Here is a 12445-nt window from a genome sequence, read left to right as displayed (position 1 = left end):
GAGTTAGTGGTTCGACATCTGGTCGGCGATGCGAGCGAGGCTTTCTTCCTGCCCGAGCAGCACCAGCACGTCAAAAATGCCGGGGCTGGTGGCCCGTCCGGTCAGCGCCGCGCGCAGCGGCTGGGCGAGCTTGCCGAGCTTCAGCCCTTCGGCTTCGGCCAGCGCCTTGACCACGGCTTCGGTCCCGTCGTGGGTCCATTCCGCGCCCTTCAGCGCGTCGTGGAGCCGGCCGAGCAGCGCCCGTGCAGTGTCGTCGAGCAGGCTTGCCGCCTTGTCGTCCATTTGCAGCGGCCGGGACACGAACAGGAAGTCGGCGTTGGCGCTGAGCTCGTTCAGGTCCTTGGCGCGCGCCTTGAGCTCGGGCATCGCCCGTTCGAGCAGCGCCAATTCCTCAGCGTCCAGACCGCCACGTCGCGCCGCGACCAGCACGGCAAGCCGGCTGTCTTCGGCATGCCGCAGGTAATGGCCGTTGACGTTCTCGAGCTTTTTCAGATCCATCCGGCTGGGCGATTTGCCGACATGGTCGATGTCGAACCATTCGATCGCCTGCTCGCGGCTGATGATCTCGTCGTCGCCATGCCCCCAGCCGAGACGGAGGAGATAGTTGAAGAGGGCTTCGGGCAGGATGCCCATCTCGTCGCGATAGGCATCGACGCCGAGCGCGCCGTGGCGCTTCGACAGCTTGGCCCCGTCCGCGCCGTGGATCAGCGGGATGTGGCCGTAGGTCGGTTCGGGCCAGCCCATCGCCTTGACGATCGCCAGCTGGCGGAAGGCATTGTTGAGATGGTCGTCGCCGCGGATGACGTGGGTGACGCCCATGTCGTGATCGTCGACCACCACCGCCAGCATGTAGGTCGGCGTGCCGTCGGAGCGGAGCAGGACGAAGTCGTCGAGTTCCTCGTTCCGGACCACGACGCGGCCCTGGACCATGTCCTCGATCACCGTCTCGCCCTCGCGCGGCGCCTTCAGCCGCACCACGAAAGGCGCATCGGGGGAAGGGGCCTCGCCGCCATCGCGCCATTCGCTGACGATGCGGAACGGCTTCTTCGCCGCCTGTGCTTCCTCGCGGCGGCGGGCGAGTTCGTCCTGGCTAAGGTAGCAGCGATAGGCCGCGCCGCGTTCGATCAGCTGGTGCGCGACTTCGGCATGGCGGGCCTCATAGTGCGACTGGAAGTGCGGCTCCCCGTCGCCCGCGATGTCGAGCCAGGCAAGGCCGTCGAGAATGGCGTCGATCGCCTCGGGGGTCGATCGTGCGCGGTCGGTATCCTCGATCCGCAGCAGATACTTGCCGCCGTGATGACGCGCGAACAGCCAGTTGAACAAGGCCGTCCGCGCTCCACCGATGTGAAGATAGCCGGTCGGGCTTGGCGCGAAGCGCGTGACAATGGTGCTTGCGCTCAACCGTGCTTTCCTCTTTCCTCGGTCCGCCGGATCGCGCCTCTCACTGGAAAGGGGCAGCATGGATGTTGCCGTTTCCACAGGCAGCGCGCCGGCAGGGCTGCACTGGCAAGCCAGAGCGTTCTTCGCAAGTGCGGAAAAACGCCTTGAGGCCGAACGTTCCCAGCTTGCGCCGTGGGCGGTAGTCGCTTTTGGTGGCGGAATAGCCCTTTGGCTGGTGCTGGCGGACCCGGTTGCCTGGACATCGTTGCTGCTGTTTGCCGCCGGGCTCGTCCTCGTCGGGCTGGTCGTCGGCGGGCGCAGCGGACAGGTCATTGCCTCGGTCGCCCTTTGCGCGGCGCTCGGCTGCGCGCTTATCTGGTGGCGGAGCGGAGAAGTGGCGGCGCCCCGCCTCGACAAACCGCGGATGGCCGCGTTCGAGGCCGACGTACTCCGGACCGAACGGCTCGTCGCGAAAGACAGCCTGCGGCTGACGCTGGCGCCGTCCGATCCCAGGCTGCCGCCGAAGTTCCGCGTCTCACTGCCGCTGGCCGACGCCGAGTCGCTGGGACCGGCGCTGGGGGTAGGCGCCAGGATCCGCCTGCGCGCGCGGCTCGCCCCGCCGATGCCGATGGCTTTGCCCGGCACCCACGACTTCGCCCGCGACGCGTGGTTCATGGGGCTTGGGGCCACCGGACGGGCGCTGGGCGACGTCACGATCATCGAACCCGCGCATGAAAGCGGCCTCGATCGCATCCGAAGCCGGCTCGATTCGCATGTCCGCAGCCGATTGAGCCCGGCCGAAGGCGGTATCGCCACGGCACTGGCGACCGGCGACCAGGGCTCCGTCACCGACAGCGATGCGGAAGCGATGCGCCGATCGGGTCTTGCCCACCTCCTGTCCGTCAGCGGGCTCCATATCGCGGCGGTGATCGGCTTCTTTTATCTGCTGGTGCTGCGAAGCCTTGCCCTGTTCCCCGCAGCCGCGCTGCGCTGGAACCTGGTCGCACTCGGATTTGCCGTCGGCGCCCTGGCGGGGGTCGGCTATACGATCCTTACCGGATTGCAGGTGCCCACCGTGCGAAGCTGCATCGCTGCCTTGCTCGTGCTCGTCGGCGTGCTCCTCGGCCGCGAAGCAATTAGCTTGCGATTGCTGGCGACCGGGGCGCTGCTGATCCTGCTGATCCGGCCGGAAGCGATTGCGGGCGCGAGTTTCCAGCTCAGCTTCGCGGCGGTCCTGACCCTCGTCACCCTGTATGGCTCCCCGCGCTTCAAGGCATGGTTCGAGCGCCGCGAAGAAGGATGGGCAAGGGCAAGCCTTCGCTCGGTCGGGGCGATGGCCGCGACCAGCCTCGCGATCGAATTCGCGCTGATGCCCTTTGCGCTCTACCACTTTCACCGCGCCGGCCTGTACGGCGTCGCGGCCAACCTCATCGCCATTCCGCTCACCACCTTTGTCATCATGCCCCTGGAGGCTGCGGCACTGCTGCTCGATGTTGTCGGGCTGGGCGCTCCATTCTGGGCCCTGACCGGCTGGGCGATCGGCCTGTTGCTACAGGTCGCCCATTCGGTTGCCGACACGCCCGGCGCCAGCACCGTCCTGCCGGCCATGCCGCGCCTCGCCTTTGCCCTGATCATCGGCGGCGGACTGTGGTTCGGAATATGGTCGACAAGCTGGCGATGGTGGGCAGCGGCACCACTCGCGGCCGGCATCCTCCTCACCATTGCCGAGCCGCTGCCCGATCTCCTCATTACCGGGGACGGCAAGCATCTGGCGGTGATTGACGAGCGCGGTACGCCGTGGCTGCTGCGCGATCGGACAGGTGATTTCGTTCGCGACCTGATGGCCGAAAATGCCGGCTTCGATGGCGACCCGCCGCCGCTTGCCGCTTATCTCCAGGCGCGATGCAGTGCCGATGCCTGTGTCGCCAATCTCGGCGATACGGGGCGGACGCTGCTGGCGCTGCGCTCGACCCAGTGGCTCGACTGGACCGAACTGACGCGCGCTTGCGCCGCCGCCGATATCGTAGTCGCCGACCGCCGCCTTCCGCGCGGCTGCCGCGGGCGGTGGCTGACGCTTGACGCGCCGCGACTGCGGGAAACCGGCGGCCTCGTCATCGATGCAGAGAAAGGCAGGGTGGCCAGCGTCGCCGAGCGGGTCAACCGTCTGCCGTGGGCCGGCGGAGGCTCTTAGGCCGCGACCCAGACCGCGATTTCATTGCCGCCGGGATCGATGAAGTGAAAGCGGCGGCCGCCGGGAAAGGCGAAGATCGGCTTGGCGATATGACCGCCCGCCTTGGTCACCGCGTCGAACGCCGCGTCGAGATCGTCAACCCGAACCACCGGCAGCGGCGCCGACAGCGCTTCCTCCGGATCGCCCTGCAAGCCGACACTGACGGCGCCCTCGGTCGCGCTGTAGGTCGGACCGTAATCGGCGAAGGTCCAGCCGAACGCCTTGCGATAGAAAGCACGGGTCAGCTCATGCGCCCCCGCGCTCGGCAATTCGACATAATCGATATGGGCTTGGCTCATAGTCCCGGCACTCCATTGGCGATCCACAGGCTCACGGCGGCCGCAATCACGAGACATAGCGCCAGCCGGCCGGCGCCGACCCTGATCATTCCCGGCGTGCCGGCAGGATAATCCTTGCTCCGCCCCGTGACCATCGCTCCGACGAGATGCCGGCCCTTCCACCGATAAAAGATGATGGCCGCGACATGCAGCGCGATCAGGGCAAGCAGCAGGTTGAACAGGATCTCGTGCACGTCGCGCGCCCATTCGGCGGTGTCGAAGCTGACCAGCCGGTTGAGCGGTCCGCTGACCACCCCGTCCTCGTCGGAAAGGGGCAGGCCAAATCCGACTTGGAGAAGCATGAGACCAAGCAATGCGACCACACTCATGGCACCAAGCGGCGTGTGCCCGACCCCGCGCCAGCCCGAGGGATCGCGAAGATAGGCTCGCACCTTGCCCGGCCCCCTCACGAACGAGCGAAAGCGGGCGGTCGAGCTGCCGAACATCCCCCACAGGATCCGGAACAACAGCAGGAACAGGATCGTGAGACCGCTCCTGATGTGCCATTCGATTTCGCCGTTTTCCGCCGACCACCAGGAAAAGGCGATCAGTGGTACCAAGCTCCAGTGAACCAGCCGAACGGCCACATCCCACACCGGCACCGCAAGGGCGGCTTCGGTATGCGCCGGGTCAGTCATGCATGTTCGAGCGGAAGCGATCGTGGCAGGCGCTGCAGGTCTTGCCGAGATTGGCGTGGGCTTCCTTGATCGCCCCGAAATCGCCGCCGGCGGTAGTCGCCTGAAACACCCTCGCTGCCTCGTTGAAGTTCGCCATGCCCTTGTCGAACTCGGCCCGCTGCTGCCAGATGTCGGCCTTGGCCCCGGTTTTCGCGACGTCGGGACCGGTGCCGAGCGGGAACCAGCCGATCGCCTGCGGGGCAAGGGTCGCGATCCGATCGGCCGAGGTCCGCACCGCGCCTAGGTCCTCCTTGTCGATCGCCTGCTTGGCGGCGCGCATCGCTTTGCCGATCTTCTCGTAGCCCTCGTGCCGCTCCTTAATCTTGGCGAGGGCGGCTTTGCGCTCCAGCGGGGTGTCGGCAGCCGCCATGGCGGTGTTGAGGACTTCGGCGCTCGCGTCCACCCCGCTCGCATTGGCGTCGTTGAGCACGGCATTGGCATCATCGCTCCCGCTGCTGCAGCCAGCGAGGGAGAGGACAGCGGCTGCCAGCATCAGAAACGCGCGCATCGACATCTCCGTCGAACCTAAGGGGTAAATAGAGCTTACTCAGCTCCGGCGGGCGGGGTCCAACTGTCGTCGATCATCTTGATCAGGGCGGAGAAATCCTTGGGTCCGCCGCCCCGCTCGACGAAGCGCCCATAGAGTTCGGCCGCTTCGCCGCCCATCGGGGTGTAAGCGCCCGCCGCCTGCGACGCTTCCATCGCGAGCTTCAAATCCTTGAGCATCAGCTGCGCCGCGAAGCCGCCGTCATAGCCGCGGTCGGCCGGGGTCTCCGGACCGACGCCCGGCACCGGGCAATAGGAGGTCATCGACCAGCTTTGTCCGCTGGCCTTGCTGGAGATATCGAAGAATACCTGCGGGTCGAGGCCGAGCTTCTGCGCCAGCACAAAGGCTTCGCAGGTGCCCGCCATGGTAACGCCGAGCAGCATGTTGTTGACGATCTTCGCCGCCTGGCCCGAGCCCGAGCCGCCGGCATGGATCACCGCCTTACCCATCTTCTCGAGGATAGGCCGGGCGCGCTCGAAACCGGCATCGGTGCCGCCAACCATGAAGGTAAGCGTCCCGCCCTCGGCCGCCGCGATCCCGCCGGACACCGGCGCATCGACCATCTCGTAGCCCGCGGCCCGCGCTTCTTCCTCGACCGCGCGAGCGGTGGCGACGTCAATGGTCGAGCAGTCGAGCAGGATGGCATCGGTCGGCGCCTTGCCGAACACCGCCGAGCGATAGACTTCGGCGACATGCTTGCCCGCGGGCAACATGGTCACCACCGCTTCGGCGCCCTCGACCGCCGCCGCCGCATCCGCCGAGCGAGAACAGCCGCGCTCCTCGGCCTTGGCCAGCGCCGCTTCGCTGAGGTCGAAGGCACGCACCTCATGCCCCGCCTTGGCGAGATTGGCGGCCATTCCGCCGCCCATGTTGCCGAGCCCGATGAACGCGATCCGTGCCATGCTTTACGCTCCTACTTGCCCGTCCACTTGCCCGGGCGCTTTTCCACAAAGGCGCTCATACCTTCCTTTTGGTCCTCGGTCCCGAACAGGCCGTGGAACAGCCGCCGTTCAAACTTCACACCCTGCGCCAGCGGAAGCTCGAATGCCGCGTTGACCATCTCTTTGGCCGCGATCGCGGCGAGCGGGGGCATAGCGGCAATTTCTGCGGCGGTCTTGAGCGCTTCCTCGACCAAGGACGCGGCCGGCACCACCCGGGCGACCAGGCCAGCCTTTTCGGCTTCCTCGGCGCCCATCATCCGGCCGGTCAGGCACATTTCCATCGCCTTGGCCTTGCCGACCGCGGCGGCGAGCCGCTGCGAGCCGCCCATGCCGGGGGTTACGCCAAGCTTGATCTCGGGCTGGCCGAACTTGGCATTGTCGCCGGCGATGATGAAGTCGGCCATCATCGCCACCTCGCACCCGCCGCCCAGCGCAAAGCCGCTGACCGCCGTGATCCACGGCTTGCGGGTGTCGGTGACCCGTTCCCACCCGGCAAAGAAATTGGCCGAATACATGTCGGCAAAGCCCTGCGCCTGCATCTCCTTGATGTCGGCGCCGGCCGCAAACGCCTTTTCGCTGCCGGTCAGCACCAGGCAGCGCTGGCTGTCGTCGGCGTCGTAGGCGGCAAAGGCATCGATCAGCTCGGCCAGCACCTGGCTGTTCAGCGCGTTCAGCGCCTGCGGGCGGTTGAGCCGCACCAGCGTGACGGCGTCGTGCTTCTCGACGAGCAAAGTGGAATAGTCGGTCATTTGGCCTCCGGGAACGGGGTCCACGCCTCTTCAGGCGGAAGGTCGGTAAACAGTTGGTCGACGGTCTCGTCCAGCACCGCTTCGGGCACCGGCGGCTTCCAGTCGGCGCGATTGTCCTTGTCGATCAGCAGCGCGCGAACCCCTTCGACGAAATCGTGGGTCATCACGACCCGGCTCGCCAGCGCATATTCGGCGCGCATCTCGTCCTCGAAACTCTCGCGCGTTGCGCCTTCCTGCAACAGGCGCAGGGAAACCTTGCACGACAGCGGACTCTTGCTGCGCAGCGTGGCAAGTTCGGAGCGCGCCCAGTCGCTGTCCTCGGCTTCCAGGCCGGCGATCACGTCTTCCAGCGTGTCGGGCGCGAACAGGCGGGCGATGTCGGCCATGTTCTGCTCGATCCGCGCGGTGGGAGGCACGCCGGCGAAATTGCCCGCGGCCCCTGCGGCGCGAGCTGGCGCGGCCGTTAGCCGCTCGACGAGATCGGGAAGCGCGGCCTGCGGAACATAGTGGGTGGCAAGGCCGAGATACTTGCATTCGGCCCCGTCGAGCCGCGCGCCGGTCAGCGCCATGAACTGCCCGACCCGGCCCTCCAGCCGCGACAAATACCAGCCGCCGCCGACGTCGGGGAACAGGCCGATGCCCGTTTCCGGCATTGCAAGCCGGGTCGCTTCGGTCGCGACGCGAACCTGGCAGGGAAGGGCGATCCCGACCCCGCCGCCCATGGTTATCCCGTCCATCAACGCGATGGTCGGCTTGGGATAAGTGAAGAGCAGGTGGTTGAGGCGATATTCGGCGTGGAAAAAGGCCGCGGCCTCTTTTCCGTCGCTCGCCCCGGACTTCGCCAGGGCGACAACATCGCCACCCGCGCAGAATCCGCGCCCCTCGGCATGATCGATCAGCACCGCATCGATTGCCGGATCGTCGCGCCACTCGAGCAGCGCCGCGCTCATCGCGTCGCACATGCCGAGGTTCAGCGCATGGATCGCGCGCGGGCGATTGAGCCGAATCCGCCCCAGCCGGCCCTCGACCGTAATCAGGACATCGCTGGTCACTGGCGCAGCATTTCGCGCGCGGTGATCATCCGCATGACCTGGTTGGTCCCTTCGAGGATCGAATGGACCCGCAGATCGCGCCAAAACCGCTCGATCGGATAATCCATCAGGTAACCGTAGCCGCCATGCAACTGCAACGCGCGGTCGGCGATGCTCGACCCGGTGTCGGTCGCAAGCCGCTTGGCCATCGCCGCGAACCGCGTCTTGTCGGGTGCATTGTCGGTGACCTTGGCCGCGGCGAGATAGAGGAGGGCACGCGCCGCCTCGAGCTCGGTCGCCATGTCGGCCAGCATGAACTGGGTGTTCTGGAAATCGGCGATGGCGGTGCCGAACTGCTTGCGTTCCTTGGTATAGGCGACGGCCTCATCGAGGCAGCGCTGGGCGCCGCCGAGGCTGCACGCGCCGATGTTGAGGCGCCCGCCGTCGAGACCCATCATGGCGATGCGGAAGCCCTCGCCCTCGCCGCCTACACGGTTCTCGACCGGCACCCGGACGTCGTCGAAATTGACCTGCGCGGTCGGCTGCGAGTGCCAGCCGAGCTTGCGCTCCTGCGCGCCGAAGCTGACGCCGGGCATGTCCTTTTCGATCACCAGGCAGCTGATGCCCTTTGGGCCGTCCTCGCCGGTGCGGACCATGGTGACGTAGATCTCATTCTCGCCGCCGCCCGAAATGAACGCCTTGGAGCCGCTGACCACATAATGATCGCCATCGCGCACCGCGCGCGTCTTGAGCGCCGCCGCATCCGAGCCGCTCGACGGCTCGGTCAGGCAGTAGGAGCCGAGGCGCTCCATGCCAATCATGCTCGGCAGATACTTGTCCTTGACGGCCTGGCTGCCGAAGCGGTCGATCATCCACGCCGCCATGTTGTGGATCGAGATAAACGCGCTGGTCGATGGGCAGCCATAGCTCATCGCTTCGAAAATCAGCGCTGATTCGAGCCGGCCGAGCCCGATCCCGCCGCTTTCCTCCGACACGTAGATCGCCCCGAACCCGAGCTCGGCCGCTTTCTGGACGGTGGCGCGCGGAAAATGATGTTTCTCGTCCCACTCGGCCGCATGGGGCGTGATTTCGGCGGCCGTGAATTGCCGCGCCAGATCCTGGATCTGGCGCTGGTCGTCGGTGAGGTCGAACTGGGACATGCCGCGCGCGTTAGCGCAGGGTCATAAGGCCGGGCAAGCGGTGTAGGTGAGGTCGACCGGCCCTTCCTCGCCGCCCTTCTCGGTGCGGCGAAGCTTGTTGCCGTTGCGCTCGAAGGTGATGACCCGCTCCCAGGTCATGCCTTCGCCCGAAAAGCCGTAATTGGCGGTAAAACGATTGGCCGGGGTCCAGGCATCGATCCGGTCCAGCGTGCCGCGGCTTTCGTAAAAGGTGAGGCGGCTGTCGTTCACCACCATCAGGCCTTTGGCGGCGCTGGCGAATTCGGGTTTGCAGTCGTTGGCGGTCAGCCCCCAGCGGCCGTGAAATTCATCGGGGATCGAAGTCGGCTTGGGACCGGGCACCGACGCAATAGTGTTGGCGGATGGCTCGATCCCTTCGTCGATGTCATCGGGGATCGGCCCCTTGTCGGCACCTCTCGCGACGGGCTGGCCGACGCGGCCGGTGGGGCCGTCACCGACCCCGGCATCGCGGGCGATCGTCTCGCCGGTGTCAGCCTTGTCCGCCGCAGGCGAGCAGGCGAGGAGGGGAAGGGCGGTGAGGAGTGCCAGTAATTGTCGCATCACCCTACCAACGCCTCCGCTTCGATCTCGACCAACCATTCGTCGCGTAGCAGCGCTTTTACAACGACCATCGTCGCCGCAGGCCGGGTTTCGCCGAATATCGCGCCGTGAACCGAGCCGACGGCGTCCGCATCCGCCGGATCGACGATGTACATTCGGGTGCGCACAACATCGCCTGCCGACCCGCCAAGCTCCTCGATCGCCTGCAGGATGATCGCAAAGCACCGCCGCGCCTGCACTGCGGCATCACCAGGCATGGACGAGCCATCGGCTTCGACCGGCGCGGCGCCGGAAACGAGAATGCGCTCACCCACCCGAACGGCGCGGGAAAAGCCGTAACGACCTTCGTATGGCGACGAGCCCGTGGCGCGTCGAACCGTCATCGTTCACCCAGCACCCGTTGGCGGAACAGGGGATCGGCGATCTTCGGACTGACCCGGTCGTACCAGCGCGGCGCGGGCATGCCCTGTTCCCAAGCTCGCGCCTCGGTCAGCGTGCCCTGCATCGAGGGGACATCGGGCAGACGGCTTCCAAGCGGATCGGCATAAGCTTCATCGGCAGTGACGATGGTCCAGCCCGCCTTGCGCAGCCCCTTGACCAGGTCAGGAATGAACAAAGCGGCGAGATCGGTTTCGTGCAGCAGCAACACGTGGGCGGGCGACCGGCCAAGCACGCGCCGGGCCAGTGCGTCGTTATAGTCCGCTGCCCCGACCATGGTCTCGACGTAGAGATCGCGCAGCGCCTTTCGGTCGATCGGCTTGTTCGCCTTTACCGCGTCGGAGGTCAGGGCTTCCATGTTCCAGTCGGCACCGTCGGCGGTGACATAACCGTTGCGAAGCCCCCGCTCAGCCAGCGCGGCACGCACGGCGTTGCGCTTGGTTTTGTCGGCGCGGCCTTCGTTCAGATACGGGAAGCGGAACCACGGGCGGTGGCCGGGCTGCCCCTTCAGCCAGGCTTCGGCCTGGTCGATGTTGGCGATGTACTCCGTCGCCGACACGTCGGTCAGTGCCGGGTGGCTCCAGCTATGATTGGCGATGACGTGCCCGGCGCGGACATAAGCCGCGATCCTCCGTTCGCCGCCGACCCCGTCATTCTTGCCGAAGTTGCCGGGTATGACGAAGAACGCCGCCTGTCGCACCCTAGCGTTGCGAAGGCCCGCAATCAGCCGCTCGGTGCGCTCGTCCGGGGTGAAGAACGGCCCCCGGTGCCGCGGTGCATCGTCGAAAGTAAGGGCGATGCGCTTGTCCACCGCCGCTGCCGGCGCGCCGGTCAGGAGCAGCGCCAGCAGCAGGACGAGAAAGCCCATCGGCCTCAGCCCATGGTCGGGATGATGAAGGCGTTGCCGCCGTCGCCTACGCCGCCGTCGGGCCAGCGCGCGGTCACGGTCTTGACCTTGGTCCAGAACTTGACGCCCTCCATGCCGTGCTGGTTGGTGTCGCCGAAGCCCGACCGCTTCCATCCGCCGAAGGTGTGATAGGCGACCGGCACCGGGATCGGCACGTTGACGCCGACCATGCCGACGTTCACGCGGGCCGCGAATTCACGCGCGGCATGGCCGTTGCGGGTGAAGATGGCGACGCCGTTGCCGTACTGATGCTCGCTCGGCAGCCGCACTGCCTCGTTGAAGTCGGCGGCACGGACGATCTGCAGCACCGGCCCGAAGATCTCTTCTTGATACGAACGGAAGCTCGGCTTCACATGGTCGAACAGGGTCGGGCCGACAAAATAGCCCTTTTCGTGGCCCTGCAGCGTGAAGCCGCGCCCGTCGACCACCAGTTCGCCGCCCTCGTCGACGCAGGTCTGGATCCAGTCTTCGACACGGTTCTTGTGCGCTTCGTTGACCACCGGGCCATAATGCGCCTCGGGATCGGTCGAGACGCCGACCCGCAGCGCCTCGATCGCCGGAATGAGCTTGGCGCGCAGGTCGTTGGCGGTCTTCTCGCCGACCGGCACCACCACCGGCAGCGCCATGCAGCGCTCGCCCGCCGACCCGAACGCTGCGCCGGTGAGGTCGCTGACGACCTGGTCGAGATCGGCGTCGGGCATGACGATGCCGTGGTTCTTGGCGCCGCCGAATGCCTGCACCCGCTTCCCGTTCGCCGTGCCGCGCGAGTAGATGTACTGCGCGATGTCGCTCGAACCGACGAAGCTCACCGCCTTGACGTCGGGATGGTCGAGGATCGCGTCGACCATCTCCTTGTCGCCATGAACGACGTTCAAGATACCGTCGGGCAGGCCCGCTTCGGTCATCAATTCGGCCAGGCGCACCGGCACGCTCGGATCGCGCTCGGAGGGCTTGAGAATGAAGGCATTGCCGCAGGCGATGGCAACGCCGAACATCCACATCGGGATCATCGCCGGGAAGTTGAACGGGGTGATGCCGACGCACACGCCGAGCGGCTGGCGCATCGAATAAACGTCAATGCCAGGGCCCGCCCCTTGCGTATATTCGCCCTTCAGCGCGTGGGGGATGCCGCAGGCGAACTCGATGACCTCAAGCCCGCGCTGGATGTCGCCCTTTGCGTCGGCGATCACCTTGCCATGCTCGCTCGCCAGCGTGGCGGCGAGCTCTTCCATGTTCTTCTCGACCAGTGCCTTGAAGTTAAACATGACGCGCGCCCGGCGCTGCGGATTGGTCGCGGCCCAGCCGGGCAGGGCGGCGTTGGCGGCGTCGACCGCTTTCTGGAGGTCGGCCGCGGTGCCGAGGCGGACATTGGCCTGCACTTCGCCCGCGGATGGATTGAAGACGTCGCCCGAGCGCTCGCCGCTGGCAAGGCTGCCGCCGCCGATGAAATGATCGATCTGCCGCATGA

The 12445-nt window shown here is 66.6% G+C and carries 13 protein-coding genes; 1 reads left to right on the top strand and 12 read right to left on the bottom strand.

The window, feature by feature from the left end; translation table 11 throughout:
- Positions 1-3 precede the first annotated feature (3 nt).
- On the bottom strand, positions 4-1461 hold the full coding sequence (gene gltX / locus V6R86_RS12270) for a glutamate--tRNA ligase (protein ID WP_425335964.1): 1458 nt from the start codon (positions 1459-1461) through the stop codon (positions 4-6).
- Here gltX and V6R86_RS12265 point away from each other — a divergent pair.
- Positions 1460-3571, top strand: a complete 2112-nt coding sequence (locus tag V6R86_RS12265) for a ComEC/Rec2 family competence protein (protein ID WP_338504835.1) — start codon at positions 1460-1462, stop codon at positions 3569-3571. The genes gltX and V6R86_RS12265 overlap by 2 nt on opposite strands.
- On the opposite strand, the gene V6R86_RS12260 is transcribed toward V6R86_RS12265, so the two are convergent.
- Genes V6R86_RS12260 through V6R86_RS12210 form a run of 11 tightly spaced genes read right to left on the bottom strand, consistent with a single transcriptional unit; the run spans position 3568 to position 12443 of the window.
- Positions 3568-3909, bottom strand: coding sequence for a VOC family protein (locus tag V6R86_RS12260; RefSeq protein WP_338504834.1), 342 nt, complete (start codon positions 3907-3909; stop codon positions 3568-3570). The genes V6R86_RS12265 and V6R86_RS12260 overlap by 4 nt on opposite strands.
- Positions 3906-4586, bottom strand: coding sequence for a cytochrome b/b6 domain-containing protein (locus tag V6R86_RS12255; protein WP_338504833.1), 681 nt, complete (start codon positions 4584-4586; stop codon positions 3906-3908). The genes V6R86_RS12260 and V6R86_RS12255 overlap by 4 nt, the downstream gene beginning before the upstream one ends.
- Complete coding sequence (locus tag V6R86_RS12250; RefSeq protein ID WP_338504832.1) at positions 4579-5133, bottom strand: cytochrome c; 555 nt, start codon at positions 5131-5133, stop codon at positions 4579-4581. The genes V6R86_RS12255 and V6R86_RS12250 overlap by 8 nt, the downstream gene beginning before the upstream one ends.
- A 35-nt stretch (positions 5134-5168) precedes the next feature.
- A complete protein-coding gene (gene mmsB, locus V6R86_RS12245) occupies positions 5169-6074 on the bottom strand; it encodes a 3-hydroxyisobutyrate dehydrogenase (protein ID WP_338504831.1) in 906 nt (301 codons plus the stop codon).
- Positions 6075-6085: 11 nt separating this feature from the next.
- Entirely contained in the window at positions 6086-6862 is a 777-nt protein-coding gene (locus tag V6R86_RS12240) for an enoyl-CoA hydratase-related protein (protein WP_338504830.1), read from the bottom strand.
- Positions 6859-7914 carry an enoyl-CoA hydratase/isomerase family protein gene (locus V6R86_RS12235; protein WP_338504829.1) on the bottom strand — a complete coding sequence of 352 codons (1056 nt, stop codon included), beginning with the start codon at positions 7912-7914 and terminating at the stop codon, positions 6859-6861. The genes V6R86_RS12240 and V6R86_RS12235 overlap by 4 nt, the downstream gene beginning before the upstream one ends.
- The gene (locus tag V6R86_RS12230; protein ID WP_338504828.1) at positions 7911-9053 is read right to left on the bottom strand and encodes an acyl-CoA dehydrogenase family protein; all 1143 of its coding nucleotides are present in this window, start codon (positions 9051-9053) and stop codon (positions 7911-7913) included. Before V6R86_RS12230 ends, V6R86_RS12235 begins: the two co-directional genes overlap by 4 nt.
- 21 nt (positions 9054-9074) lie before the next feature.
- Positions 9075-9632 (bottom strand): hypothetical protein, encoded by a 558-nt coding sequence (locus V6R86_RS12225; protein ID WP_338504827.1) that lies wholly within the window; start codon positions 9630-9632, stop codon positions 9075-9077.
- Complete coding sequence (locus tag V6R86_RS12220; RefSeq protein ID WP_338504826.1) at positions 9632-10015, bottom strand: RidA family protein; 384 nt, start codon at positions 10013-10015, stop codon at positions 9632-9634. The genes V6R86_RS12225 and V6R86_RS12220 overlap by 1 nt, the downstream gene beginning before the upstream one ends.
- Entirely contained in the window at positions 10012-10938 is a 927-nt protein-coding gene (locus tag V6R86_RS12215; RefSeq protein WP_338504825.1) for a polysaccharide deacetylase family protein, read from the bottom strand. The genes V6R86_RS12220 and V6R86_RS12215 overlap by 4 nt, the downstream gene beginning before the upstream one ends.
- A 5-nt stretch (positions 10939-10943) precedes the next feature.
- Positions 10944-12443 carry a CoA-acylating methylmalonate-semialdehyde dehydrogenase gene (locus V6R86_RS12210; protein ID WP_338504824.1) on the bottom strand — a complete coding sequence of 500 codons (1500 nt, stop codon included), beginning with the start codon at positions 12441-12443 and terminating at the stop codon, positions 10944-10946.
- Positions 12444-12445 lie beyond the last annotated feature (2 nt).

The organism is Sphingomonas kaistensis, from assembly GCF_036884275.1.
GTDB lineage: Bacteria > Pseudomonadota > Alphaproteobacteria > Sphingomonadales > Sphingomonadaceae > Sphingomicrobium > Sphingomicrobium kaistense_A.
This window is presented reverse-complemented; position numbering and strand designations above follow the sequence as displayed.